This is a genomic window from Dactylosporangium sp. NPDC048998 (genome assembly GCF_043197855.1).
In the GTDB taxonomy this organism is placed as follows: domain Bacteria; phylum Actinomycetota; class Actinomycetes; order Mycobacteriales; family Micromonosporaceae; genus Dactylosporangium.
The window spans coordinates 157,776-183,467 of record NZ_JBICTV010000007.1; the positions used below are offsets into that span (position 1 = coordinate 157,776).

Sequence of the window (25,692 nt, forward strand, 5' to 3'; positions counted from 1 at the left end):
GCACAGCCGAACCAGCAGGTCGCGGCAGCAACACCAGCCAGAAACCGGCGAATCGCCACGAAAAGGCCTAGCCGAGCGACGTCACCAGCGCCGGATGACGCGGATCGTCGGCCCGCACGACAACATCGGCCTGGTACTGCGGCATGACCTCGTCCCGGTAGCGTTCATACGCCGGCAGCGTCCACGCCAGGTCGGCCGGGGTTCGCCGGGCCAGGGCCGCGGGGCTCTGCATCAGGTGTACCGCGACGTCGAAGTCGAGCCCGGCGCCGAGCAGGAACACGCCGGAGACCACGACGACGGCGTGCGCCGGGAGCTGGACGTAGGCGGCGCGGGTGGCCCGGTCGGTGGCCGGGTCCCACAGCGACGGCAGGACGCGGCCGGTGCCGCCAGGCCCGGCGGGGGTGAGCACCTCACGGGTGAGGGCGCGCAGGTCGAGCCAGTCCTCGTAGTACGCGTCGGGGTTGGTTCTGCCGCGCTCGTAGCGCAGCGACGCGGCGCGCAGGAACCCGCCGGCGGGGACGTGCAGCACGGGCGTCCCGGCGTCGTGCAGCACCCCGGCGAGCGTGCCGGCGAGGGTGTCGGCGCCGGCGGTGGGTGCCCCGTCGACGGCGACGCGGGCGGGGTGCTCGCCGGCGGCGGCCAGGGCACGGGCGGCGAGGTCGGCGGCGAGCGCGGGGACGCTGACCGGCTCGGCCTTCACTGCTGGTGCGGGTGCGGGTCGATGATCTCGCCCTCGACGATCTCACCCTCGACGGTCCCGCCGTCGGCGGCGCCGGGCCGGGTGGCGGGGGGCGGGGCGGTGCGTTCGGCGCGGACGACGCGGGGGCCGAACAGGTCGCCGGCGGCGGCCGGGGAGATGCGGCGTTCGGCGACGCGGCGCACCTGCCGGCCGGTGTAGGAGCGCACCGGCGGGACGAGCAGCAGCAGCCCGGCCGCGGCGGTGACGAACCCCGGGACGATCAGCAGCAGGGCGCCGATCAGCCCGGTGAGGCCGTCGGAGACCTCGCCGCCGGCGGGCCGGCCTTCGGCGAGGGCGGCCCGGAACCGCCGCCAGGCGCGGACGCCTTCGCGTTTGACGAGCATCGCCCCGACGAGCATCGTGGCCAGGCCGATGAGCACGGCCCAGCCCCAGCCGATCGCCTGGGCGACCAGCACGAACACGGTGATCTCAACGATCACGAGTCCGAATGCGCCGATCGTCGCCCAGCCGAGCCCTCGCATGTGTGCCGCCTCCTCCGTCAGCGCTCCTGGTTGCGTTTGGCCGGGCCGTTGCCGGCGACGGCCCGTTTGAGCGCGTCCCACCGGGCGGCGGAGCCCCACACGGTGACTTTCCATAGTGCCTCGCGCACGATGGCGGAGCTCATCTTCGACTGGCCGCGTTCGCGTTCGGTGAACGTGATCGGCACCTCGGCGACACGGAACCCGTCCTTGTGGGAACGCCACGCGAGGTCGACCTGGAAGCAGTACCCGTGCGACGCGATCGAGTCGAGGTCGATCTTGCCGAGGACAGGGGTGCGGTAGGCGCGGTAGCCGCCGGTGGCGTCACGCAGCGGCATGCCGAGGGCCAGGCGCACGTAGATGTTGCCGATGCGGGAGATCGCCTGCCGGTGGGCGGGCCAGTTGACGGTCTTGCCGCCCTTGACGTAGCGGGAGCCGAGCACGACGTCGGCGTCGACGAGGGTGTCGAGCAGCTTCGGCAGCTCCTCCGGGGCGTGGGAGCCGTCGGCGTCCATCTCCACGACGGCGTCGTAGCCGTGTTCGCCGCCCCAGTTGAACCCGGCGATGTAGGCGGCGCCGAGGCCCTGCTTGCCGGCGCGGTGCATGACGTGCACGGCGGGGTCGCCGGCGGCGAGCTCGTCGGCGATGTCGCCGGTGCCGTCGGGGCTGTTGTCGTCGGCGACGAGGATGTCGACCTCGGGGGTGGCCTTACGGACCCGGTCGACGATGATCCGGATGTTGTCGGCCTCGTTGTAGGTGGGGATAATGACGAGGACCCTGCCAACCCCGGGGTATTGGTTCACGCCTCGGTCGGTTGTGCTCACAGGTCCTCCTTGGTGCCTTCGGTGGCATACGGTGTTGGTGTGGCGCTGTCGCCGGACCCGTCGTCCGACCCTGCTGCACTGTCGGTGGTGTTGCCGGTGACCGGGGCGCGGCGACGCCGCTGCCAGGTGGCCGCGGCGACACCGGCGAGGGCGAGAGCGACGATCACCCACTCGGGGATCGCGCCGAGCCTTGTTGCAAGCGTACGTTCCGTGCTCAGATGCAGCTCGGCGAGGATGACGGCCGGCTGGTCGAACTGCGTCTCGCCGCTGGTGGCGCCGGTGGTGTCGGCGAACGCGGAGATGCCGACGGTGGAGGCCATCAGCGCGTCGCGGCCGTGCTCGACGGCGCGGAGGCGGACCATGGCCAGCTGCTGGCGGGCCTCGGCCTCGTCGAAGGTGGCGTTGTTGGTCTGCACCGCCAGCAGCTGCCCGCCGCCGTCGACGGTGTCGCGGACGAGGTCGTCGTAGGCGACCTCGAAGCAGATGACGTCACCGACGGTCGCCGGGCCGACCTGCAACACGCCGGCACGGCTGCCGGGGGTCATGTCGACGACCCGGTCGACCTCTTTGGACACCAGCCGGGCGATCGAGCGCAGCGGCATGGTCTCGGCGAACGGCACGGGGTGGCGTTTGACGTACTTCGGGACCTCGTCGCCGCTGCCGCGGCCAGGGTTGAACACCAGCCCGGCGTTCTCCACGCCGGTCTCGGGGCTGTAGAGCACGGCACCGACGAGGATCGGGGCGCGCACGGCCTGCGCGGCACGGTCGATGAGCAGCCCGGCGTCGAGGTTGCGCAGCGGGTCGATGTCGCTGGCGTTCTCCGGCCACACGACGAGGTCCGGCTGGCGGGCGGTGCCGGCGCGGACCTTGTCGCCGAGGGCGATGGTGGCGTTGACGTGGTTGTCGAGCACGGCCCGGCGCTGGGCGTTGAAGTCCAGGCCGAGGCGGGGCACGTTGCCCTGCACGACGGCGACGTAGACGCTCCTGCCGGCCGCTGCGGCCAGCGGTACGGCCTGGGCGAGACCGGCCACCGCGCAGGCGAGCGCGACCGCGGCCACGGGGGCGACGGCCCGGCGGGGATCGGCGCCGCCGCGCAGGCCGCGCAGCACCGCGTAGCCCAGCAGCCCGCCGATGAGCGTGACGGCGAAGGTGAGCAGCGGCGCGCCGCCAGCCGCGGCGAGGCGCAGCAGCGGCGACGTGTCCTGGCTGAACGCGACCCGGCCCCACGGGAACCCGCCGAACGGGGTCCGGTCGCGCAGCGCCTCCTGCGCGGTCCACAGCGCGGCGACGGCGGGCGGCCACGCCCAGCCGCCACGGTTCCAGGCCATGCCCGTCCGGCCCGTCCGGCCCGGCCCGCCGCGGCGGTCGAGCAGCGGACTGATCCACGCCGAAGCGGCGCCGAGCAGCCCGAGATACAGGGCTTCCATCGCGGACAGCAGCAGCCACGGCACCATGCCGGTGTGCAGGTTGGTCCAGGACAGCAGCGGGGTGAAGAACAGCGCGCCGGTGACAAGGCCGAGCCAGAACCCGCCGCGCAGCCGCCGCCGATGCACGGCGAGGGCGAACAGGGCGACACCGACCGGGGCCGCCCACCACAGCCCATACGGCGGGAACGCGACGAGCAACGCACCACCGGCCGCGGCGGCGGACAGCAGCGCCGCCCACGTGGGCAGCGGGGGCGCGACGGTGCCGGTCGGTGTGCCGGATGCCGCGGGCACGGCGGTGGAATGTGCCTCGACCAACGTCACCTGCGCCATCCCCGTGGTTGTCCGACGTTTGTTGTGCGCTGCGGCGCCCATTATGCGGGTTGTGTCGCCCAAACGTGGAATCGCGGGATTGTCGGCGCCGGGAACTGCGGGAATCCGCTACGGCGCCGCGCGGGCCCGGCGGATGGTGAGGGTGGCAGTGACGGGCCGGGCTGAAATGGGGGCGCGACCGGAGTCGCGCCCCGCGCTCCCAGGCCCTTTGTCCGGCCGGTGCGGCAGTGACGTTCGTGCGCGGCCTTCGTTCCGGCGCGGCGCGAGCTGGCTGCCCGTGGCGTGCCGTTGTCTACTGGTCGCGTGATCCCCCCTGACCCGACACCGGTGGATGCCCGGTTCACGGCCCCCGCCGACCCCCGCCGTCTGCTCGGGGCGTCCCGTCGGTTGACGGTGGACGTCCGGCCAGCCGGCAGTGGGGAGTAGCGAACCGCGGTCATCCTTCCCGAAGTAGGACGCAAAGACGGTACGCGTAGCCGCCGGGTGGATGTCAACCGCCCCGCGGGATGTAATTCGGCACGGCGGCGTGTCGTTCAGGCGTGTCGGGCCCGGTTCACCCGCATATTCACGGCCCGTACCGACCTAGTCACGGTGCGTCGCGACTGCGTTGGTGACGGTCCGTGTTCACCAGCCGATCCACCGGCCGTGGGCGCGGCGGAATCACCCTGCGGTCACTCGCAGCGCCTCACACAACCGGGCGGCCACACCGGGATGATCGGCGGCGAGCAGCCCCGCGGCGGCAAGAACGTAGGCGGTGTCCACGGCGACGCCGGGTGCGCGAGGCAGCGCCCACCCGCCGGCGTGGTCGTGCAGGGTCGGTGCGATCGCCGCGGCGGCCGCGGCGAGTTCAGCATGCCGGAACACGCCGCCGGACGCCACGACCGACACGACGTGTCGCAGGTCGCGTCCCGCCCTGGTGTGCCGGCGCACGGCCACGGTAACGGCCGCGGCCGCCGGCCCGAGCGGGCCCGGCCCCACCGGGATGCGTTCCAGCGCGGCGGCGGCGTGAATGCCGTCGGTGTTCCACCGCACGCCGAGATCGCCCTCGACGGTCCGGGCGTGCCACAACACCCCGGCGACCGCGTCCGGGGCCGTCTCACGGGGCTGCAACGCCGAATACACGTCCGTGGTGGCGCCGCCGACGTCGACGACGAGCAGGTCCCCGCCCACACCGGCGGCGAGCACCCCGACACCGGTGAGGACAGCGTCGGGAGTGGCGGCGGCGACCATCCGGGCGAACCGGGTACCGCGGGAGAGCCGCTTGCCGCCGATGACGTGGCTGATGAACATGTCACGGATGGCGGCGCGGGCCGGCCCCGGATCGGTCACACCGATACGGGGCAGCACGTTACCGGTGGCGGTGACCGGCAGCCCCCTCGCCGTGAGCATCCCGGTGACGTGGTCGCGGGCGTCGGCGTTGCCGGCCACGACCACCGGCACCCGCCACCTGGCCGCGGCCAGACGCCCGGCGTTGTGCACGATCGTGTCGGTGTCGCCACCGTCGGTACCACCGGCCAGCAGCACCACGTCGGGCCGGGCGGCCCGCACCCCGGCCACCGCCGCCGCGGTCAGCTTCCCGGCGGCGACGTGCACAACCTTGGCACCGGCGGACAGCGCGACCCGGTGGGCGGCATCCGCGGACACCAGCGCCTCATACCCGATGACGGCCAGCCGCAGCCCGCCACCCGCCGACGAGCAGCAGTACACGTGCTCGACCGGCCCCGCGGCCGCCAGCAGCGCGTCGACACCGTCCAGCACGTCGGTGTCCAGGGTCGTGGGATGCGTCGCCGTGGACACCAGCCGGCCGTCGCGCAGGTCGACGACGGCGAGCTTCGTGTCGGTGGAGCCGACGTCGAGGCAGGCGGCGCGGGTCACGCGGCGGGCACGACGACGGTGCCGGTCGCCGACACCGCCAGAACCGGCGGGTCGAGCACGACCGCGGCCGACGGGCCCGCATCGGGATTGCTCCGGCAGGTGACGTGGCAGGTGAAGTCGACGGTACGGCTGCGGTTGCCCTGCCGGGTGACGACCGCGGTGACCTCCACGACGTCCCCGGCACGGACCGGGGCGTGGAACGCGACGCCGCTGTACCCGGCGAACAGGCCCTCGTCGCCGTCGGTGCGGATGCACAACTCGGTCGCGGCGTCACCGAACAGGGCCAGGCTGTAGGCGCCGTCGACGAGGTTCCCGCCGTAGTGGGCGTGCGCGTACGGCACGTACCGGCGATGCACGACCGTCGTCCCAACCTTGCTCACCGGGCTCACCGGGCTCCTCCTGCTGCGGTGTGGGCGAGGTACGAGGCGACCTCGCGGGGCGTGGTACCACGACCGAAGATCCGGTCGACGCCGAGCTCGGCGGCCATCAGCTCGTCGAACCGGGGCCCACCGGCGACCAGCAGCGGCCGGCGGGCCGGCGGGAACGCCTCCCGGAACGCCGCCGACATCGCCCGGGTGTTGTGCAGATGCGCGTCGCGCTGGGTGACGACCTGGGAGACGAGGACCGCGTCGGCCTTCTCGGCGGTGGCGGCCGCGACCAGATCAGCGACGGCCACCTGGGCGCCGAGGTTCACGACCCGCATCTCCCGGTAGTACTCCAGGCCCTTCTCCCCCGCGATGCCCTTGACGTTGAGGATCGCGTCGATCCCGACCGTGTGCGCGTCGGTGCCGATGCACGCGCCGACCACGACCAGCTTGCGGCGCAGCCGGCCACGGATGGCGGCGTTGACGTCCTTCGCCGACAGCAGCGGAAAGTCACGCTCGACGACAACAACCTTCCCCGGCTCCACGAGGTGGTTGACCCGCCCGTACACCACAAAGAAGGTGTGCCCGTCACCGATCGGCCGGGCATGCACGACCATCGCCGGGTCGATGCCCATCTTCCCCGCCAGCTGCAGCGCCGCGCCCTCGCCACGCTTCCCGGCCGGCAACGGCAACGTGAACGACACCTGCACCATGCCGTCGCCGGTGGTGTCCCCGTACGGCCGCACGACATCCTTCACCGGGTGCCCTCCTCCCGCGCCGCCGGCGCCTCGGTGAGCAGCACCTCGGCCGGATTCCAGTAACCGGGCTCACGTTTCGCGACCCCGTCCAGACCCTTGCCCCGATCGGCGGGCCGGCGCATGATCCCGAACGTGCCGTCGGCGATCGCGGCCAGCAGCCCCTCGTCGACGATCCGCTCCAGCAGCTCGACCGCCTCCCGCAGTACGACCGCCGCCCGGTCCTTGATGAACGGACCCGGCGTGAAGTCCTCATGCAGATTGCCCGCGGCCCGCAGCACGTAATGCACGTTCTGCAGGGCGATGTCACGGTCGGACAGCCACGGCGTGACAACCGCCTCAGTCATCATCCCGACCAGCAGGATGCCCTGCCCGGTCAGCATCCCGGCGAGGTTGAAGAACCCGTCCAGCAGGTTGCCGCGGAACACGTCGCCGGTCATGTGCCGCGTCGGCGGCATCCACTTCAGCGGCGCACCCGGGAACAACTCCCGCGCCAGCAGCGCATGCGCGAGCTCCAGCCGGAACGACTCCGGCAGGTCCGGATCGATCTCGAACGCGTGGCCGAGGCCCAGCTGCCACGTCCGCAGCCCGGCCTCCTGCGCGAAGTACTCGTTGAGCAGCTGCGACACCGTGACCGTGTGCGCGGCCTCCACAGCGTCGGCGGTGGTGAGATAGTTGTCCTCACCGGTGTTGATGATGATCCCGGCCCGGGCGTGGATCTGCCGCGAGAACCGCTGGTCGACGAACGTACGGACCGGGTTGATGTCGCGGAACAGAATCCCGTACATCGAATCGTTCAACATCATGTCCAGCCGCTCCAGGCCGGCCAGCGCCGCGATCTCCGGCATGCACAGCCCGGAGGCGTAGTTCGTCAGCCGCACGTACCGGCCGACCTCCTTCGACGTGGCGTCCAGCGCCGCCCGCATCAGCCGGAAGTTCTCCTGCGTGGCGTACGTGCCGGCGAACCCCTCCCGGGTCGCCCCCTCCGGCACGTAATCCAGCAGCGACTGGCCGGTCGACCGGATCACGGCGATGACGTCGGCACCGGCCCGCGCCGCCGCCTGCGCCTGCGGGATGTCCTCGTAGATGTCCCCGGTGGCGACGATGAGATAGATCCACGGCCGGCGGGCCGGGTCACCGTGGCGGGCGATCAGCCGTTCCCGCTCCCGCCTGCGGCGGTCGATACGGGCGACACCGCGTCCCACGGCCGCCGTCGCCGCCCGCCGGGCCCGCCCGCTCTTTCCCGGATTCGGTACCTCGAAATGCACGCTCCCCGCCGCGGCCTTCTGCGCCAGCAGGGTCAGATCAGCATGCCCGTCGCGGATCAACGCCTCATACACCGGCAGCAGCACCCCGTGCCCGAGACCGATGTCGGCCGCGACCGCGTCGACGAGCCGGTTCACCCACGGAATACCGTCCGGGTCAGCACCGGTGATCCCGGCCAGGCGCAGCGTCGCACGCTCCACGGCGACGGTGGTGTGCGTCCTGGCCAGTTCCACGACCGGCGCGCCCGCGGCCGCGGCCAGCCGCCGGGCGCGGGCCACCGTCCGCTCGTCCAGCCCGAGTTTCCCGCTCACCGCCGCCTCCCGTTCATACCGTGTGGATCTCCAGGCCGCGCAGCACGGTGGTGCGCGCGGCCGGGGTGACCTCGCCGCCGAGCACGGCGCCGAGGTCGTCGCTGGTGTCCCAGACCGTGAACGTGGCCGTCCCGCCCGGGTTGAGCACACCCTCGTCGTCGACCCCGGCGGCCCGCCACCCGCCGCGGGTGTGCGCCGCGAACGCGGCCTTGCCGCCGATGCGCTGCACCGGGTTGTGGTGGCGCATCGCCGCCCGGCAACTGCCCCACGGGTCCAGCGGCGTCACCGGGCTGTCCGACCCGAACGCCAGCAGCACCCCGACACCGGCCATCGAACCGATCGGGTTCGCCGCCAGGGCCCGCTGCCCGCCGAGCCGCTGCGCGTACATGCCGTGCTCGCCGCCCCACAGCCGGTCGAACGCCGGCTGGACCGACGCGACGATGCCGTACTCGACAAACCGGGCGATCGCCGCCTTGTCCAGCAACTCGGCGTGCTCGATACGATGCCGCCCGGCCCGGATCCGTTCCACGCCAACCCTCGCCGCGGCGCCGGCGAACCCGGCCAGGACCGTGTCGAGCGCCCGATCGCCGATGGCGTGGAAGCCGCCCTGCACCCCGTGCGCGGCACAACCCGCAAGATGGTCGGTGACCTGCTCGGCCGTGAGATAGCCGTGGCCGCAGGAGCCCGGCTCGTCGCGGTAGTCCGCACGCAGGTGGGCGGTGCGGGCCCCGAGAGCCCCGTCCGCGTACAGGTCGCCGGCGGCGCCGATCGCACCCAGCTCACGCGCCTTCGCCGCCGCACCGGCCTCCCCCCACAGCCCGAACACCTGCGGGAACCGCGGCCCGTGCCCCAGCGCGGCGGTGAAGTCGTCCTCCCCGGACGTGCCGGGCCCGCCGCACTCGTGCACCGCGGCGATGCCCAGCGCCGCCGCATGACGCAACGCCGCCCGCTGCGCGGCACCGACCTGCGCCGCCGTGATCGACGCGTAGGCCGCCTCCCGCACCACATGGTGGGCGTCGCGGCGCAGCCACCCGCCGTCGTCGTAGCCCGGCGCGGCCTTCGCCTCGTCGCTCAGCAGCGCCGTGGACACCAGCGCCGCGTGCACGCACGTGCGGGAAAGATAGACGCGGCGGCCGCCACCGGCCCGGTCCAGCTGCGCCGCGGTCGGGGTGCGCTGGTCGGCCCACCCGGACTCGTCCCAGCCATGGCCGATGACGACGGCGTCCCCGGGCAGCGCCGCCGCGTGCACCGCGACCGCATCGAGGACCTCCGTCGCGGACGCGACGCCGCTGAGGTCGAGACCCTGCAGCGTGAGCCCGGTCGCGGTGGTGTGCACGTGCGCGTCGACGAACGCCGGGGTGACCAGGGCACCATCGAGGTCCACGACCCGGTCCGCGCCGCCGGGCGCGTCCGCGTCGGGTCCGAGCCAGGCGATGCGGCCGCCGTCGGCGAGCAGCGCGGTGGCGGAAGGATCGGCCGGGGTGTGGACGAGGCCACCGCGGTAGAGCGTCTTCATGCCGCCCAGTCTGCCAACCGCGGCCGCAACCGCGCCTCGAACAGGTGGCGCACCGCACTGTCGGATCGCAACAGACCCAGCGCGTGCTCGGCGTGACCGGGCACGTAGCCGTTGCCGATGAGCATCGTCACATCCGCGGCGAGGCCCTCCGCGCCCAGCGCCGCGGCCGGGAACGACGTCGCCATGGAGAAGAAGATGACCGTGCCACCCGACGCGGTGGCCAGGATCGCCGCGTGCTCACACCCGGGGACGTCCACACACACGACGGTCAGGTCGCCCGGCCCGCCGCAGCGCTCGAGGGCGGCGGCCAGACCGACGGCGTCGCGGGCGTCGGCGACCACGACCGACCCCGCCAGCCCCGTCCCGGCCAGCAGGTCACGCTCGGCGTCGTCGCGGACCACGCCGACACTCACCACCCGGTCGCCGCCGGCGGCGCGGGCCGCGGCCAGGGCGAGACTGCCGCTCTTGCCGGCCGCGCCCAGGACCACGACCCGGACCGGCCCGCCGCGGCCGGCGAGCATCCCACGCAGGCTGCGGGCCACCAGCGCCGGGGCGCCGCACACGTCGAGCACGGCCAGAGCCAGCTGCGGGTCGAGATCGGCGGGCAGCACCGCGGCGATCGACCGGGCGAACAGGATCGCATGGCCGTCGCACGGCACCTGCTCGCCGAGGCCGTCCCAGCGGCGCAGCCCGTCGGTGACGGCCAGCGGGGTGAGGGTGAGCGACACGAGGGTCGCGACCCGGTCGCCGGGGCGCAGCCCGAGCGGCGACGCGGGCCCCGCCTCCTCGACGGTGCCGATCAGCATCCCGCCGGAGCCGGTGACCGGATTGTGCATCTTGCCGCGGGAGTCGATGATGCCCAGCACCGCCGCGCGGATGCGGTCGCCGTCGCCGCCGTGCTCGACGGCCAGCTGCCGGTAGCTGGCCGCGTCGAGGTTGAGCCGTTCCACGCCGACGCGGACCTCGTCGTCGGCGATCCGCGGCGACGCGTCGAGGCGCAGCGCGGCCTGCGGCAGCACCCCGGCCGGCTCAATCACCCGATGCAACCCGATCGGCGAACTCATTTCCCGCACCACCCGACATGTACCGAAGATTTTCCGGCACACTAGCCTGAGTACAGGATATCTTTCAAGCACGGCGCGCGGATCCCGCCCAGTCACCCTACCGGCGGCAAAACTTCCGTCACAGGGGTCGCTCAACGGAAGATCTCCCGCTAATCTGCCGAATAGACGGAAGAAATAAGGGAGCGGGACCATGCAGCCATATGCCTACCAGCGCCACGCGCTCGAAGAACCCGACTGGCGACGCTTCCCCGCCTGGACGAACGTCACCCGCGAACAGTGGGAATCCGCCCAATGGCAACGCGCCCACTGCGTCAAGAACATCAACCAGCTCCGCACCGTGCTCGGCGACCACATCACCGACACCTTCTACGACGACCTCGCCGCCGACCAGGCCAACCACGCCACCATGTCCATGCTCATCCCCCCACAGATGATCAACACCATGGTGCCCACCACCACCCCCACCGACGACACCCTCCGCAACGACCCCATCCGCCGCTACATGCTCCCCATCGCCAGCGACCGCCTCACCGACTGGCCCTCCCACCCCTACGCCACCCGCGACTCACTCCACGAACACGACATGTGGGTCGCCGAAGGCCTCACCCACCGCTACCCCACCAAAGTCCTCGCCGAACTCCTCTCCACCTGCCCCCAGTACTGCGGCCACTGCACCCGCATGGACCTCGTCGGCAACAACACCCCCACCGTCACCAAACTCAAACTCCTCACCAAACCCGCCGATCGCCACACCGCCATCCTCGACTACCTCCGCACCCACCCCGGCGTCCGAGACGTCGTCGTCTCCGGCGGAGACGTCGCCAACCTCCCCTGGCACCAGCTCGAGTCCTTCCTCATGCAGCTGCTCGCCATCGACACCATCCGCGACATCCGCCTCGCCACCAAAGCCCTCATGGGCCTCCCCCAGCACTGGCTGCAACCCACCGTCGTCGAAGGCCTCGAACGCGTCGCCCGCACCGCCGCCCGCCGCGGCGTCAACCTCGCCATCCACACCCACGTCAACCACGCCCAGTCCCTCACCCCGCTCGTCGCCAAGGCCGCCCACACCGCCCTCGAGGTCGGCGTCCGCGACGTACGCAACCAGGGCGTCCTCATGCGCGGCGTCAACGCCACCACCACAGACCTGCTCGACCTCTGCTTCGCCCTCCAAGGCGAGGCCGGCATCCTGCCCTACTACTTCTACATGTGCGACATGATCCCCAACGCCGAACACTGGCGCGTCGCCGTCTGGCAGGCACAGCAACTCCAGCACGACATCATGGGCTACCTACCCGGATACGCCACCCCCCGCATCGTCTGCGACGTCCCCTACGTCGGCAAACGCTGGGTCCACATGGTCACCGAATACGACCGCGAACGCGGCATCAGCTACTGGACCAAGAACTACCGCACCAGCATCGAAGACGACGCCACCCAGCTCGACCGCACCTACCCCTACTACGACCCCATCGACACCTTGCCCGAAACCGGCGCCGACTGGTGGCGAAAAGAGCACGCTGAGTAGGTGCGCCGCACCACCCTCCGCCTCCTCGGCATCAGCCTCGCCGCCGCGGCGCTCGTCACCTACGTCAACTGGACCGGCCACCGCGACGCCGCCCGCTTCGACCCAGCCGAGCAGCTGCACTGCGCCCACGGCACCCGCATCGCCGGCGCCCAGGCCACCGCCGCCCCCACCGGCCACGAGACCCGCGACCCCGACCAGCTCGCGGCCGCGTGGGCGCGGGCCCGCTCACCCGAGCTGCTCGCCGGCCAGCGCCACCTCTTCGCCAGCGCTGGCCGCGTCGACATCGGCTTCGACCACAAGGCCCAGACCGTCGCCGTGCTGACGTTCCGCACCGACGAGCGCGCCGGCTGGTACCTCGACGCCGTCGTGGCCCGCCAGAACCAGATCACGACGCCCCGGACCCCATCCCCGGCTCCGAGCGCGAGGTAGCCCGCGCACCGCGCCGAAAAAACGAAAGTTCGCCGCGCAGCGGCTGGATTGTGCTTTTCAGACGTGGCGAAGCCACGTCCTGTAGGGCGTCCTAGGATGCTAGGAAAAGACGTCGAAGGTCCGGACCAGCGGCGACGGCCGAGGAGGCACGGCGCGACCTGCGCGAGCGCAGGTCGCGCCGTGCGACAGGCCGGACCGTTGACACCACACCACGAGCTAAGCGACGGTGTCGCCTACCGCGTCGCGGTCTTCGGCGTCGGCGGCACCCAGCATGGCCGGGGCGGGGTCGGTGAGCGCGGTAGGGGTCGAGCGGTCACGGAAGACCCACCAGCGCGACGCCGAGTATGTGAACACCGCCACGATGAACGACGCCAGGATCCGGGCGGCGCGGAAGTCCAGGCCCAGGGTCGACAGGCCGGTCGTCACCGTGACCGTGATGAGGTAGTCGCCGAGTATCACGACCGCGTACCGCACGATCTGGCCGCCGACCGGCGCGTGTGAGCGGAAGTTGACGGTGCGGTTGAGCACGAAGTTGAGGCCGAACGCGCCCACATACGCGATCGACACCGCGGCCGGCATCGGCAGGTGCGTCCAGTGTCGCAGCATCGCCAGCACCGTGAGATCGATGCAGAACGTGAAGGCGCCGAGCATGGCGAAGCCGACCAGCTCGCGCGGCAGGACGCGGCGCAGGCGCGGGGGCAGGCGCTCCACCCAGGCGGTGAGGAAGTCGCCGAGCCGCTCGGCGGGCTTGCGCTCCAGCGTCATGCGCACAATCATCCCGGAGTCCCGCGCGCCTTGGCCGTCAGGGTTCCGTCAATGCGATCACCGGCCGGCACAACGATTCCGCGATCGTGCGGCAACCGCCGGCCGAACACCAGGTCGACATGTACAAGGAGCAGCGCGTGTACTCCGCGAGGATGGAAATCCCGCACTTTGGAAGCGCTCACGCCACCAATGGCGTCCTAGGATGCTAGGATAAGCGTCCGGTCAGGACGTTGACAGTGCGTGGACCGCGCCGGCGCGGGTGCCGAAGTACATCGCGCCCTTCCAGACGGCCGGCGTCGACTCGATGCACCCGCCGATCTTCAGCTCCCACAGCGGGCGCGGGTCGGCGTGGGTGTTCGCCACGTCGTAAGCGTGCATCGTGCCCGCGCAGTCGCCGATGAACAGCGTGTCGTCGACGATCACCGGGGACTGCCACGTCTCCCCGCCCGGCACGTGGAAGCGCCACCGCACCTCCCCCGTGGCCCGGTCGATGCCCAGCACGTCGCCGCCCGTGGTGTCGTAGACGACGATGTCCTTGAACAGCGCCGGCGTCCCCCAGATCCCGGCCGGCTTGGAGCCCTGGTCCTTCACCGACCACACCACCGGGTTGTCGGGCTTGGACGGGTCGAGCTTGAGCATCTGCCCTACCTCCCGGGAGCGGGCGTTGCCCTTCTCGAACTCCGACCCGACGTACAGGAACCCGTCGGAGTCCACGACCACGGACGCGTCGGTGTCGTCGCCGGTCCAGAACCGGAACGTCCTCGTCGGCATCCGGCCCTGCTTGAGGCCGGAGAGGTCCCAGCCCTGCACCAGGCCGCCGGAGTTGGCGAAGTACACGGTGTCCTTGTAGACGGCGACCGAGTTCTCGATCGACACGTTGGTGTCGCCGAAGTCTTTGAGCAGCTGATCGTCCCAGCCGGGCGTGTGGAACACCAGCTGCGGGTTGACGGTCACCTTGCCGTCCGGGCCGTACCCGCGGTTGAGCTTCACGATGTGGAACTGGCTGTTCTCCCCGCCCTCGAGCAGGTAGTCGTCGATGATGAGGCCCGCGCCGTCCCAGTCGTCGTTCCACAGCGTCGGCTTGACCGCGTCCGCGGAGAGCTTCCACAGCTCGGTCGGCGTGCCCCGGTCCAGCGCGATGACGCGGTAGTAGTTGTCGCGTGACCCGGAGTACAGCAGCGGGAAGCCGTCCGGGTCGACCGTGACGCTGCCCTTGATGATGTCGCCGGTCTTGAAGTCCGGCATGATGCGCTCGCCGGTCGCCGCGTCGAGGAAGTGGATGCTGCGGTCGTACGCGCCGAACACGACCCATGTGCGCCCGTCGCGCTCGAACACGGCCGGCTGGCCGGTCCAGCCGTTGCCGCACCACTCGGTGGTCTTGCCCTTGTCCGTCGACATCGAGCACATCCCGCCCGACTGCGGAAACTGCCACTTGTGCACCGGGGTCGTGCGGGGCACCGGGCCCTGCCCGTAGTACGTGCGGGTCGGGTTGCCACGGAACGTCAGCAGGCCCTGCACCTTCGTGCCGTACGGCTTGCCGACCAGCGCCGGGTCGGACCAGCCGGCGAACGGCGGCGACGGCGACGCGGACGCCGGGGCCGCCACGGCCCGGGTCGCCTTGACGCCGGCGCGGGGAGCGGTCTGCTTGGAGCCGGCGTTGCGCAGCGCGTACGCGGTCGTCGCGATACCACCGACGATGAGCGCCAGCATCCCCGCGACGATGAGCCGGAACAGACCCACACGTGGCATGCGCACAGTATGGGGTCGATGATCCGGTTGCGGCTCATCCGAACGGTGAAACGGGATCTACACCGGTTTCTCGAAATGCTGGTAGTCCGTGCCGGACTTCCAGCCGCCGCCCCAGGCGAAGCCCTCGGCCGCGAACGCGCGCACGGTGGCGTCGCCGGCGACGATCATGCCGGGCCGCACGTCGCGTCTGTCCAGATAGGACTTCCCCGCCGGCGGCATCACCCGCGCCCGGCCGCAAGGTAGGGGTTCTCCACGGCGTTCACGTCGATCGCCCGGCCGAAGGCGTGGTTGGACCAGTGGCTGGTGCCGGGCACGTTGCGGCAGTTGAACGCCGACGTGTTGTCCGCCGCCATGGAGGCGTCGTCGCTGCCGCCGTACTGCTCGATGAGATTCATGCCGCGGATCGGGAAGCGCGCCTGGCGCAGCCGCTGGAACACCCGCAGGGTCGCCTCGGCGATCGCGCGGTGCACGACGAGCCGCCCGGGGCGGGTGGCGCCGTCGAAGTCCACATAGGACACGTGCACGAGCCGCAGGTCGTCCAGGCCGACCGGGGCGCCTGCGGAGCCGCCGCAACCGGCGGTCGGGGCGAGGCACGCCGCCGCGAGGAGCCCGGCGACGGCGCGTCTTGCCGGGCTTGTCCGCAACGTCGCGGCCACCGGGTAGATGTTACGGCTCGTGCCGGTTGAGCAGCTCAGAGTGCCGGCCGTGGCGCGCCCAGCGGCAGTTCGGCGACCGTCGTCCAGGAGTCCGGCGCCGCGCGGCCGCGGATCAGCCGGGCCGTGGTGACGGCGAACCGCACCGGCAGCAGCGGCTCGATCGCGGCCTGTGCGGCGCGCAGCCGTTCGACGGGGGCGCTGTCGCCGACCGTCAGGTGCGGGATCACCTCGGCGTGGCGCCCCTCGTACGGCGGGCATGCCGGAAACCGCGCCCAGACGGCGGCGGTGAGCGCGCGGAACCGGTCGCCGGGCTCCGGGGCCAGCCACAGCACCCGGTCGTCGAACCAGCGGGCGGCGGTCAGCTCGGCGGTGAACCGCGGCACCGAGGCAACGGCGGCGGCCAGGTCCGCCAGCGCGGTGGCGTCGAGCGCGTCGGGCGGCACGAACGGGAACAGGACCGTCACGTGCGCACCGACGCCCCAGCCCGCGGCCTGGTCGTAGGCGGCGCGATACCGGCCGACGACCGGCTCGGCCTCCGGCACGGCGACGATGACCGCGGTCTGCTCGGCGTGGTGCCCCATGCGCGCCCCCGTACGCATCGAATCTCGCTGAGCGTCCACAATAGTTCGGTCTGTCATGCGACGTGAGCTGGCGTGATTGCCGGCACTTTGCGGAATCGTTACGGGCGGCAACCGTCCACCGGCGATAGTTCCCTTGTGCGCGCGGGCGGCACGCAATACGTTGCCCGACACATCACCGTCGAACCCCGATCGACACCGAAAGGACCCGTGCGATGCGCAGAGGGATCCTCTCCCTGCTGGCGGTGAGCGTGCTGGCCGCGAGCGGGCTCGCCGCCTGCACCGAGAACGTGTCCGGCACCGGCGCGCGCGGCGGCAGGCCGCGCATCGGGGTCATCCTGCCCGACAGCAAGTCCTCGGCGCGCTGGGAGACCGCGGACCGCAAGTATCTGGCCGCCGCGTTCAAGGCCGCCGGGGTCGACTACGAGATCCAGAACGCGCAGAACGACAAGAGCGCGTTCACCACGCTCGCCGAGCAGATGATCACCCAGGGTGTGGACGTGCTCATGATCGTCAACCTGGACTCCGGCACCGGCAAGGCGGTGCTGGACAAGGCCCGCAACGCCGGCGTGGCCACCATCGACTACGACCGGCTCACGCTCGGCGGCTCGGCCCGCTACTACGTGTCGTTCGACAACACCGCCGTCGGCACGCTCCAGGGTCAGGGCCTGGTCCGCTGCCTCGCCGACGCGAAGATCAGCCGGCCGGTCGTAGCCGAGCTCAACGGCTCGCAGACCGACAACAACTCGACGCTGTTCAAGAACGGCTACGACGCCGTGCTGGGCCCCAAGTTCTCCTCCGGCGAGTACGTCAAGGGTCCGGACCAGTGGATCGAGGAGTGGGACAACACCCGGGCCGGGACGACGTTCGAGCAGATGATGACCGCCCAGCCGAACATCGGCGGGGTGATCGCCGCCAACGACGGGCTGGCCAACGCGGCCATCAACGTGCTCAAGAAGCAGGGGCTCAACGGGCGCATCCCGGTCACCGGGCAGGACGCGACCGCGCAGGGCCTGCAGAACATCCTCAACGGCGACCAGTGCATGACGGTCTACAAGGACGTGCGTCGCGAGGCCGCCGCGGCCGCGCAGCTGGCCATCGGCCTGGCCAAAGGTGAGACGGGCGTCACGGACAGCAAGGTCTACGACCCGCTGGGCAAGCGGGACGTGGACGCGATCCTGCTCGATCCGAAGGCGATCACCAGGGACAACGTCAAGGACGTCGTCAACGACGGGTACATCGCGGCGAGCGAGGTGTGTACCGCCGACTTCGCCGCGAAGTGTTCCGCAGCAGGTATCAAGTAAGGTACCGGGTCTCACACCTGGGGATCTGCCAGCCCGGCGGACACGGCGGCACCGGAGCCGGTCGCGATCGCCGGGGCGACGCCGCGCCCGCCACTGCGGGCCGGCCCGAAGGAGCATCGTGACCGATACACCCCTGCTGGAGATCCGCGGGCTCAGCAAGAGCTTCGGCCCCGTCCAGGTGCTGCGCGACGTGAACTTCTCGGTCCAGGCCGGGCAGGTCACCGCCCTGGTCGGCGACAACGGGGCCGGCAAGTCCACCCTGGTCAAGTGCATCGGCGGGATCTACTCGATCGACTCCGGGGAGTACCTGTTCGACGGCCGGCCGGTGTCCGTGCACGGCCCGCGCGACGCCGCCGCGCTCGGGGTCGAGATCGTGTACCAGGACCTGGCGCTGTGCGACAACCTCGACATCGTGCAGAACATGTTCCTCGGCCGGGAGATCCGCCGCGGACTGGTCCTCGACGACATCACCATGGAACAGCGGGCCGCCGAGACCCTGGCGAGCCTGTCGGTGCGCACGGTCGCGTCGGTCCGCCAGCCGGTCTCGAGCCTGTCCGGCGGCCAGCGGCAGACGGTCGCCATCGCCAAGGCCGTGCTGTGGAACAACCGCATCGTCATCCTCGACGAGCCCAACGCCGCCCTCGGCGTCGCGCAGACCGCCCAGGTCCTGGAGCTGGTGCGCCGCCTGGCCGACAACGGGCTGGCCGTCGTCCTCATCTCGCACAACATGAACGACGTGTTCGCCGTCGCCGACCGCATCGCCGCGCTGTACCTCGGGCAGATGGCCGCCGAGGTCCGCGCCACCGACGTAACCCACTCACAGGTCGTCGAGCTCATCACGACCGGCCGCAGCGGTGAGCTCGGGCTGCGCCAGAACGGAGCCACGGTATGACCGCGCCGACTCTGCAGGCGCAGGAGCGCACCGGCGAGCGGTCCCGCGACGGCTTCGCGGCGTACACCCGCGGCTACGTGGCCCGGGTGCGCGGCGGCGACATGGGCGCGCTGCCGGCCGTGCTGGGGCTGCTCACGCTGACCATCGTGTTCTCCGTCGCCCGGCCGCGGTTCGTCACCGCGGGCAACCTGGCGAACCTGCTCAACCAGGGCGCGGCCGTCACGGTCATCGCGATGGGGCTCGTGTTCGTGCTCCTGCTCGGCGAGATCGACCTGTCCGCCGGGTTCGCCAGCGGGGTCTGCGCGTCCGTCCTCGCGGTACTGCTGACGAACTTCGGCCTGCCGTGGTATGCGGCGGTGCTGGGCGCCATCCTCACCGGCGCCTCGATCGGGCTGCTCATCGGCCTGCTCGTGGCCAAGCTCGGCATACCGTCGTTCGTCGTCACGCTCGCCGCGTTCCTGGCCTTCCAGGGCGCGGTGCTGCTGCTGATAAAGGGCGGCACGATCGTCGCCGTCGACGACCCGACCATCAAGAAGATCAACTTCGACGGGCGGTTCACCCCGGAGCAGGGCTGGGTGCTCTACGGCGTCACCGTCGCCGGGATGCTCGCCCTGCACCTGTGGAAGCGCTACAGCCGGGTGCGCCACGGGCTGTCGGCCGAGCCGCCGTCGGTCATCGCGATCCGCGTCGTCACCGTCGCGGTGCTGCTCGGCGGCGCGGTGTGGACGCTCAACCTGGAGCGTTCCAAGAGCGACACGATCTCCCAGCGGGGCGTGCCGATGATCGTGCTCATCGTCGGCGTCCTGCTCGCGCTGTGCACGTTCATGCTCAACCGCACCGCGTTCGGCCGGCACATCTACGCCGTCGGCGGCAACCGCGAGGCCGCCCGCCGCGCCGGCATCCACGTCGACGCGATCCGCATCTCCGTGTTCGTCATCTGCTCCACCATGGCGGCCGTCGGCGGCATCGTGGCCGCGTCGCGGGACGCCTCGGTCAACCCGAACACCGGCGGCAGCAACGTGCTGCTGTACGCGGTCGGCGCGGCCGTCATCGGCGGCACCAGCCTCTTCGGGGGCAAGGGCCGGGTGCTCAACGCGGTCCTCGGCGGTGCGGTGGTGGCCGTCATCGAGAACGGCATGGGCCTGATGGACTACAGCCCCGGCACGAAGTACGTCGTCACCGGCGTCGTGCTCCTGCTCGCCGCCGGTATCGACGCGGTGACCCGGCGCCGCGCGGCCGCGGCGGGCCTGCGATGACGCTGAACGACTAGGCTCATTTCCGCACCCCCACAAGAAAGCCGAGCATGCGCGTTGGCCCCAGCCAGGAGGAGATCCGCCGGAGCAACCTCGGAGCGCTCCTGCGTTCCGTGCACCTCCACGGCGCCATGTCCCGCGCCGACCTCACGGCGAGCCTGGGACTCAACCGCAGCACCATCGGCGCGCTGACCGCCGACCTGGCCGCCGCCGGCCTGGTCAGCGAGGGGGTACCACGCGAGCAGCGGGGCCGGGCCGGACGCCCCTCCCTGGTGGTGCGGCCCGAATCGGAGAAGGTCTCCGTCTACGCCTTCGCCGTCGAGGTCGACCGGATCGTCGCCGCCCGGGTCGGGCTCGGCGGGGTGCTGCTCGACCGGTTCGAGGCCGCCCGCCCGCGCGGCGAGCACGACGCCGCCACCGTCGTCGCGCCGATCGCCGACTTCGTGCGCAAGATGCAGGTCACCGTCCCCGCCGGCGCCCGGCTCATCGGCAGTGGCGCCGCGGTCTCGGCCATGGTGCGCCGCGAGGACGGGTTCGTCCGGCTCGGCCCCCAGCTCGGCTGGGCCGACCAGCCCCTCGGCGAGGCCCTGCGTGACCTCATCGGCGACGGCCGGCCCGTGGCCGTGCGCAACAACGCCGACCTCGCCGCCCTCGCCGAGCACACCCGCGGCGCCGCCGCCGGCTGCGACAACCTCGTCTACCTCTACGGCGACGCCGGCGTCGGGGGCGGCATCATCGCCGCGGGCCGCCCGGTCACCGGCCACGGCGGATACGGCGGCGAGGTCGGCCACATGGTCGTCAACCCCAACGGCAAGCCGTGCAGCTGCGGCTCCCGCGGCTGCTGGGAGACCGAGATCGGCGAGCACGCGCTGCTGTCCGCCGCCGGGCGCAACCCGACCGCCGGCCGCGACGGCATCCTGGCCGTGGTCGACGCCGCGTCCCGGGGCGACAACACCGCGCAGGCGGCGATGCGCCAGGTCGGCGACTGGCTCGGCTTCGGCGTGGCCAACCTGGTCAACATCTTCAACCCGGAGATGGTGATCTTCGGCGGCACGCTCCGGGAGGTGTACCTCGCCTCCGCCGCCCAGGTGCGCAGCCGCCTCAACCGCAACGGGCTGCCGGCCTGCCGCGAGCACGTCCGCCTGCGCACCCCGCAGCTGGGCCAGGACGCGGCACTGCTCGGCGCCGCGGAGCTGGCCTTCGAGCCGCTCTTCGCCGATCCACTCGACTCGGCCTGACCCGCACTGGTCTTTCCCGGCCGGTACGTGCCGGCGATATGTCGGGCGCTGCCGCACCCGACATATCGGACATTTCACGATTTTTCGCGTGCCGAGGCGACGGCGTCGCGCGGTGTGCAGGTCGGGTGCGGGTCGGGTGCCCGCCCGGAGCGCCGCTCAGCTCGGCTCCCCCGGACCCGATCAGGCGGTCACGCGACACTGGAAGATCGGGGGGCACGATGGCGAGGTGGCCTACCCCCGCCGCTTCCCCGTCGACAAACTGAAGATCGACCGCTCCTTCGTCGAACGCCTCAGCGGTGCGGCACCGGACGCGGCCCTGGCCCGCACGATCGTGCAGCTCGGCCAAAGCCTCGGGATGAGCACGGTCGCGGAGGGCATCGAGCAGTACGCACAATTCCTCGCCCTGCGCCGCATGGGCGCCGACCTGGGGCAGGGCTACTACTTCTCACGCCCGCTGCCGGCGGCGGAGGCGATCCTGCTCCTGCGCAACGGCGCCGCCCTGGCGGCGTGACCGTTCAGTCACCGTCGGCGCGGCCGGTCGGCTCCCATTGGATGATGCCCAGACGAAGGGGGCGCCCGCATCTGGGCGCCCCCTGTTCAGCTTCCCGCTTCGGCGTGGAACCGTTCGACGATGTCGGCGCGGATCCGGCCGCGGTCGGAGACCTCCAGTCCCTTGCTCTGCGCCCATTCGCGGATCGCCCGGTTCTGTTCCCGCTCGGCGCGGGCGGACAGGACCGGGCGGCCGCGGCCGCCGCGCGCCGGTGGCGCTTGAGCGGCCGTCCGGCCGAGCTTCGTGGCGGCCGCGACGAAGGGCGCGAGCACGTCCCGCAACTCGGCCGCGTTTTTCGCGGACAGATCGATGGTGTACTGCACGCCGTCGAGGCCGAAGCTGAGGCTCTCGTCGGCGAGCCCGCCGTCGAGGTCGTCGATCAGCTCATGTATCACGCGTCTGGCCATGGCGATGCTGCCTTCCGATACGGGGAGTGAAATTCCGCAGCCCGCACGGCGCCGCCGGACACGGTGAAATCGGTCAGACGGGCAGTGACGGGCACGGAACGGTCGTCGCAGCCTACTGCAACGCTCACGGAAGGCAACCGCCGCCCTGAACGATCGAAGGTCCTGCCTATACCCGCACCGAGTGACCGGAGCATCACACAAACGCCCGGCGGAGCCGTGCGGCCGAGCGACCGGAGGGTCGCTCATGCGGTACAGCTGCCAAAAAAGGCCGGGCGCCCGCAGCACGCGGGCGCCCGGAAAGGGTGCGGAAGGCGGACGCCGTCAGACCGCCGCCCGCGCACGCTGCGCGTCGCGGCGCTCGACGAAGCGTGACGCCTGCGCGTCGAGGTCGGTCATGAAGGTGGCGAGTTCCTCACGCGCCGCCTCGCCGTCGCCGGACAGCGTCCGGTCGAACGCGCGGACCTGGCGCAGCACCGGGGTCAGCACATCGTCATGATGCAGTCGCAGGTCGTAGATGCCGGCCTTGGCGATCTGCACCGACTTGCGGCCGAAGTTCTCGATGGTGTGGCCGGGCATCTGGAACGTGGAGGCCACCCTGGTCAGGGCGCGCATCGTGGTGTTGGGAGCGAGGTCGAACGCGGCGCCGAGCAGGTTGCGGTAGAAGACCATGTGCAGGTTCTCGTCGGCGGCGACGCGGGCCAGCAGCTGCTCGCACACCGGGTCGCCGGACATGGTGCCGGTGTTGCGGTGCGAGACGCGGGTCGCGAGCTCCTGGAACGACACGTAGGCGACGGACTCGATCAGCCCGTCGTAGGAGTTGCGGAAGCCGCCCTCCATGTGGGCCATGCGCGCCCGCTCGAGCTCGACCGGGTCGACGGCACGCGTCGCAAGCAGATAGTCACGGATCGCGATGCCGTGCCGGCCCTCCTCGGCTGTCCACCGATGCACCCATGTCCCCCACGCGCCGTCGCGCCCGAAGACGCTGGCGATCTCGTGGTGATAGCTGGGCAGGTTGTCCTCGGTCAGCAGGTTGACGACGAGGGAGACCCGGGCGACCTCGGACAGCTTGGACTGCCCCGGCTCCCACGCCTCCCCGCCGAGGATCCCGTCGAAGTCGCGGGCCTCGCTCCACGGCACGTACTCGTGCGGGAACCACTCCTTGGCCGTGGCCAGGTGCCGGTTGAGGTTCTCCTCGACGACGGGTTCGAGCTCGCGCAGCAGTACGAGCAGGTCGGTGGGTTCGGCTGGGCTCACTTCGTCTCCGGTTCATAGACAGCTGGTGCCGGTGCGCTGCCGCCCAGGTGGGCCGGCAGCCACCACGCGTCGTCCGGACCCTTCGGCGCCTGCGGGTACTCCCGCTGGGCCCGGTCGAGCATGGTCGTCATGCGGGCGCGCAGCTCGGCGCTGACCGCGTCCTGGTTGTCGCGGCGCCCCGGGTGCAGCGGCTCCCCGATAAGAATCGTGATCGCCACGCCACGCTGTGTGAGGTCGCGGGGGTGGCCCTTGGTCCAGAATCGCTGGGTGCCCCACAGCACCATGGGTACCAGCGGCGTGCCGGTGGCCGCGGCGAGGCGGGCCGCGCCGCTCTTGAGGTCCTTGACGGTGAACGACTGACTGATCGTGGCCTCGGGGAACACGCCGACGACCTCGCCGGCCTTGAGCGCGGACAGCGCCGCCTTGTATGAGGCCATGCCCGCGTCGCGGTCGACAGGAATGTGGTGCATGCCGCGCATCAACGGCCCGCCGATGCCATGGCGGAAGATCGAGTCCTTGGCCATGAACCGCACGAGGCGCTTGGAGCGGCGGGCGCCGAGGCCACAGAAGATGAAGTCGAGATATGAAACGTGATTACAGGCGATGACGGCTCCCCCGTCGGCCGGCACGTGCTCCTCGCCCTCGATCGTGATCCTCATGCCGAGAAGCCGGAACATGGTCCGCGCGCACGCGATGACCGGCGGGTACACCAGATCTGCCATGACAATACGCTAGCGGTCCCTGGTGGAGCACACCCGGTACCCTGCCCCAAGTAGAGCTGCATTCCCAGGGAGTTCACAGTGCAGGATGAGGTGCAGGACCCGCCGGCGCCACCCTCTCCACCACCTACGGCGTCTGAGCCGCTTGAGCCCGCCGCACCGGTGAAGCCGGAGGTCGAGGTCGACATCGACGTGGTGGTCGTCGAGCCGCCGCGGTTCGGCCGCCCCGGGCCGCCGATGCGCCGCTCGCCGCTGATCATCGGGTTCACCGCCGGCCTGGGCCTGCTGCTGGCCTACAGCGCCTACCTGGCGGTGCAGAACGTCCGCTCGATCCTGATCCTCATCTTCATCGCGATGTTCCTCGCGATCGGCCTCAATCCCGCGGTGGTACGGCTGAGGAAGTGGGGCATGCCGCGCGGGCTCGCGGTCGCCACGGTCGGTATCGGCGCGATGCTGGTGCTGTGCGGCGGCATCGTGGCGCTCATCCCGCCGCTGGTGCAGCAGAGCAACGCGCTGATCGAGAACCTCCCGCAGTACATCGACAACCTGCAGCGAAACGACCAGCTCAACCGCCTCAACGAACAGTATCGGCTGCTGGACCAGCTCAAGAGCGTCGCGACGCCGGGTAACGCCACCAAGGCGCTCGGTGGCGTCTGGGGCGGCGTGCAGGTCGCGTTCTCGGCGCTGTTCAACATCCTGACGGTCATCGTGCTGACGTTGTACTTCATGGCCGCCTTCGACCGGCTCAAAGCGGGCGGTTACCGCCTGGTGCCGGCGTCGCGGCGCGAACGCGTTCGGCTGCTCGGCGACGAGATCCTCACCAAGGTCGGCGCCTACCTGGGCGGCGCGCTGGCGATCGCGGTGGTCGCGGGCCTGTCGTCGTTCCTGTTCCTGCTGGTCCTCGGCGTCGCGTACCCGTACGCCCTCGCCGTCCTCGTCGCCGTCACCGACCTGATCCCGCAGATCGGCGCCACGCTGGGCGCGGTCGTGGTGAGCATCGTCGGATTCGCGACATCGATCCAGGCCGGCATCGCGTGCGTGGTGTTCTTCATCATCTATCAGCAGGTCGAGAACTACGCGATCTACCCGAGGGTGATGCGCCGCGCGGTGAAGGTCACCGACCTGGCCGCGATCCTGTCGGTGCTCGTCGGCGTCGCGCTGCTCGGCGTCGTCGGCGCGCTCGTCGCGATTCCGGTCGTCGCGGCGGTGCAGCTGCTCGTCCGCGAGGTGGTCATACCTCGGCAGAACTTGCGCTGACCTCCCCCTGCTAACAGGCTCGCAGGCCGCGTGGTCCAGGTCGACGGCGCACCGGATGCCGGCCGTTCGTGTCACGGCCCTGCCACGGTCCGTCAACGACGCACGATCCTCATCGGCCCCAGCGGACACACCGTCCGCAGGGGTCGCATGGGTGACGCCGCCCGC

The 25,692-nt window shown here is 71.5% G+C and carries 26 protein-coding genes; 8 read left to right on the forward strand and 18 right to left on the reverse strand.

Annotated features, from left to right (window positions below):
• Positions 1–67: 67 nt before the first annotated feature.
• From ACGFI8_RS19500 to ACGFI8_RS19545, 10 genes are all read right to left on the reverse strand, one after another.
• The gene (locus ACGFI8_RS19500) at positions 68–700 is read right to left on the reverse strand and encodes a uridine kinase (protein ID WP_392806641.1); all 633 of its coding nucleotides are present in this window, start codon (positions 698–700) and stop codon (positions 68–70) included.
• Complete coding sequence (locus tag ACGFI8_RS19505; protein WP_392806642.1) at positions 697–1,221, reverse strand: FxsA family protein; 525 nt, start codon at positions 1,219–1,221, stop codon at positions 697–699. The genes ACGFI8_RS19500 and ACGFI8_RS19505 overlap by 4 nt, the downstream gene beginning before the upstream one ends.
• A 17-nt stretch (positions 1,222–1,238) precedes the next feature.
• Positions 1,239–2,042 carry a polyprenol monophosphomannose synthase gene (locus ACGFI8_RS19510; RefSeq protein ID WP_392806644.1) on the reverse strand — a complete coding sequence of 268 codons (804 nt, stop codon included), beginning with the start codon at positions 2,040–2,042 and terminating at the stop codon, positions 1,239–1,241.
• Positions 2,039–3,799, reverse strand: coding sequence for an apolipoprotein N-acyltransferase (gene lnt, locus ACGFI8_RS19515; RefSeq protein WP_392806646.1), 1,761 nt, complete (start codon positions 3,797–3,799; stop codon positions 2,039–2,041). The genes ACGFI8_RS19510 and lnt overlap by 4 nt, the downstream gene beginning before the upstream one ends.
• Positions 3,800–4,459: 660 nt before the next feature.
• Positions 4,460–5,674, reverse strand: coding sequence for a glutamate mutase L (locus ACGFI8_RS19520; protein ID WP_392806648.1), 1,215 nt, complete (start codon positions 5,672–5,674; stop codon positions 4,460–4,462).
• Positions 5,671–6,054 carry a hotdog domain-containing protein gene (locus tag ACGFI8_RS19525; protein ID WP_392806649.1) on the reverse strand — a complete coding sequence of 128 codons (384 nt, stop codon included), beginning with the start codon at positions 6,052–6,054 and terminating at the stop codon, positions 5,671–5,673. Before ACGFI8_RS19525 ends, ACGFI8_RS19520 begins: the two co-directional genes overlap by 4 nt.
• 5 nt (positions 6,055–6,059) lie before the next feature.
• A complete protein-coding gene (locus ACGFI8_RS19530) occupies positions 6,060–6,797 on the reverse strand; it encodes an OAM dimerization domain-containing protein (RefSeq protein ID WP_392806651.1) in 738 nt (245 codons plus the stop codon).
• Positions 6,794–8,371, reverse strand: a complete 1,578-nt coding sequence (locus ACGFI8_RS19535; RefSeq protein WP_392806653.1) for a lysine 5,6-aminomutase subunit alpha TIM-barrel domain-containing protein — start codon at positions 8,369–8,371, stop codon at positions 6,794–6,796. Before ACGFI8_RS19535 ends, ACGFI8_RS19530 begins: the two co-directional genes overlap by 4 nt.
• Positions 8,372–8,384: 13 nt before the next feature.
• Positions 8,385–9,887 (reverse strand): amidohydrolase, encoded by a 1,503-nt coding sequence (locus ACGFI8_RS19540; RefSeq protein ID WP_392806655.1) that lies wholly within the window; start codon positions 9,885–9,887, stop codon positions 8,385–8,387.
• Positions 9,884–10,951, reverse strand: a complete 1,068-nt coding sequence (locus ACGFI8_RS19545) for a zinc-binding alcohol dehydrogenase (protein ID WP_392806657.1) — start codon at positions 10,949–10,951, stop codon at positions 9,884–9,886. Before ACGFI8_RS19545 ends, ACGFI8_RS19540 begins: the two co-directional genes overlap by 4 nt.
• A gap of 190 nt (positions 10,952–11,141) precedes the next feature.
• On the opposite strand from ACGFI8_RS19545, the gene ACGFI8_RS19550 reads away from it, so the two are divergent.
• Complete coding sequence (locus ACGFI8_RS19550; protein WP_392806659.1) at positions 11,142–12,476, forward strand: KamA family radical SAM protein; 1,335 nt, start codon at positions 11,142–11,144, stop codon at positions 12,474–12,476.
• Positions 12,477–12,905 carry a hypothetical protein gene (locus ACGFI8_RS19555; RefSeq protein ID WP_392806661.1) on the forward strand — a complete coding sequence of 143 codons (429 nt, stop codon included), beginning with the start codon at positions 12,477–12,479 and terminating at the stop codon, positions 12,903–12,905. It begins immediately after the preceding gene.
• Positions 12,906–13,121: 216 nt separating this feature from the next.
• Here the strand turns inward: ACGFI8_RS19555 and ACGFI8_RS19560 are convergent, their stop codons facing one another.
• The 5 genes from ACGFI8_RS19560 to ACGFI8_RS19580 form a co-directional block, all read right to left on the reverse strand.
• A complete protein-coding gene (locus ACGFI8_RS19560; protein WP_392806663.1) occupies positions 13,122–13,670 on the reverse strand; it encodes a GtrA family protein in 549 nt (182 codons plus the stop codon).
• 222 nt (positions 13,671–13,892) lie between these two features.
• Complete coding sequence (locus ACGFI8_RS19565; protein ID WP_392806664.1) at positions 13,893–15,419, reverse strand: PQQ-binding-like beta-propeller repeat protein; 1,527 nt, start codon at positions 15,417–15,419, stop codon at positions 13,893–13,895.
• A gap of 57 nt (positions 15,420–15,476) precedes the next feature.
• On the reverse strand, positions 15,477–15,638 hold the full coding sequence (locus ACGFI8_RS19570; RefSeq protein ID WP_392806666.1) for a M15 family metallopeptidase: 162 nt from the start codon (positions 15,636–15,638) through the stop codon (positions 15,477–15,479).
• On the reverse strand, positions 15,638–16,075 hold the full coding sequence (locus tag ACGFI8_RS19575) for a M15 family metallopeptidase (RefSeq protein ID WP_392806668.1): 438 nt from the start codon (positions 16,073–16,075) through the stop codon (positions 15,638–15,640). Before ACGFI8_RS19575 ends, ACGFI8_RS19570 begins: the two co-directional genes overlap by 1 nt.
• A 35-nt stretch (positions 16,076–16,110) precedes the next feature.
• Positions 16,111–16,674, reverse strand: coding sequence for a 2'-5' RNA ligase family protein (locus tag ACGFI8_RS19580; protein WP_392806670.1), 564 nt, complete (start codon positions 16,672–16,674; stop codon positions 16,111–16,113).
• A 194-nt stretch (positions 16,675–16,868) separates the two neighbouring features.
• On the opposite strand from ACGFI8_RS19580, the gene ACGFI8_RS19585 reads away from it, so the two are divergent.
• From ACGFI8_RS19585 to ACGFI8_RS19605, 5 genes are all read left to right on the forward strand, one after another.
• Positions 16,869–17,957: a sugar ABC transporter substrate-binding protein gene (locus ACGFI8_RS19585; protein WP_392806672.1), complete on the forward strand. Its 1,089-nt coding sequence runs from the start codon at positions 16,869–16,871 to the stop codon at positions 17,955–17,957.
• Positions 17,958–18,075: 118 nt separating this feature from the next.
• Positions 18,076–18,849 carry an ATP-binding cassette domain-containing protein gene (locus tag ACGFI8_RS19590; RefSeq protein ID WP_392806673.1) on the forward strand — a complete coding sequence of 258 codons (774 nt, stop codon included), beginning with the start codon at positions 18,076–18,078 and terminating at the stop codon, positions 18,847–18,849.
• Positions 18,846–20,105 (forward strand): sugar ABC transporter permease, encoded by a 1,260-nt coding sequence (locus ACGFI8_RS19595; RefSeq protein ID WP_392806675.1) that lies wholly within the window; start codon positions 18,846–18,848, stop codon positions 20,103–20,105. The genes ACGFI8_RS19590 and ACGFI8_RS19595 overlap by 4 nt, the downstream gene beginning before the upstream one ends.
• Positions 20,106–20,152: 47 nt before the next feature.
• A complete protein-coding gene (locus tag ACGFI8_RS19600) occupies positions 20,153–21,340 on the forward strand; it encodes an ROK family protein (protein WP_392806677.1) in 1,188 nt (395 codons plus the stop codon).
• Between the two features lie 226 nt (positions 21,341–21,566).
• Positions 21,567–21,851, forward strand: a complete 285-nt coding sequence (locus tag ACGFI8_RS19605; protein ID WP_392806679.1) for an EAL domain-containing protein — start codon at positions 21,567–21,569, stop codon at positions 21,849–21,851.
• An 86-nt stretch (positions 21,852–21,937) separates the two neighbouring features.
• Here the strand turns inward: ACGFI8_RS19605 and ACGFI8_RS19610 are convergent, their stop codons facing one another.
• The 3 genes from ACGFI8_RS19610 to ACGFI8_RS19620 all read right to left on the reverse strand — a co-directional run bounded on the left by ACGFI8_RS19610 (position 21,938) and on the right by ACGFI8_RS19620 (position 24,273).
• Positions 21,938–22,297, reverse strand: a complete 360-nt coding sequence (locus tag ACGFI8_RS19610) for an Lsr2 family protein (RefSeq protein ID WP_392806681.1) — start codon at positions 22,295–22,297, stop codon at positions 21,938–21,940.
• Between the two features lie 321 nt (positions 22,298–22,618).
• Positions 22,619–23,551, reverse strand: a complete 933-nt coding sequence (locus tag ACGFI8_RS19615; protein WP_392806682.1) for an acyl-ACP desaturase — start codon at positions 23,549–23,551, stop codon at positions 22,619–22,621.
• Positions 23,548–24,273, reverse strand: a complete 726-nt coding sequence (locus tag ACGFI8_RS19620; RefSeq protein ID WP_392806684.1) for a lysophospholipid acyltransferase family protein — start codon at positions 24,271–24,273, stop codon at positions 23,548–23,550. The genes ACGFI8_RS19615 and ACGFI8_RS19620 overlap by 4 nt, the downstream gene beginning before the upstream one ends.
• 159 nt (positions 24,274–24,432) lie before the next feature.
• On the opposite strand from ACGFI8_RS19620, the gene ACGFI8_RS19625 reads away from it, so the two are divergent.
• Entirely contained in the window at positions 24,433–25,527 is a 1,095-nt protein-coding gene (locus tag ACGFI8_RS19625) for an AI-2E family transporter (RefSeq protein WP_392806686.1), read from the forward strand.
• Positions 25,528–25,692: the final 165 nt, after the last annotated feature.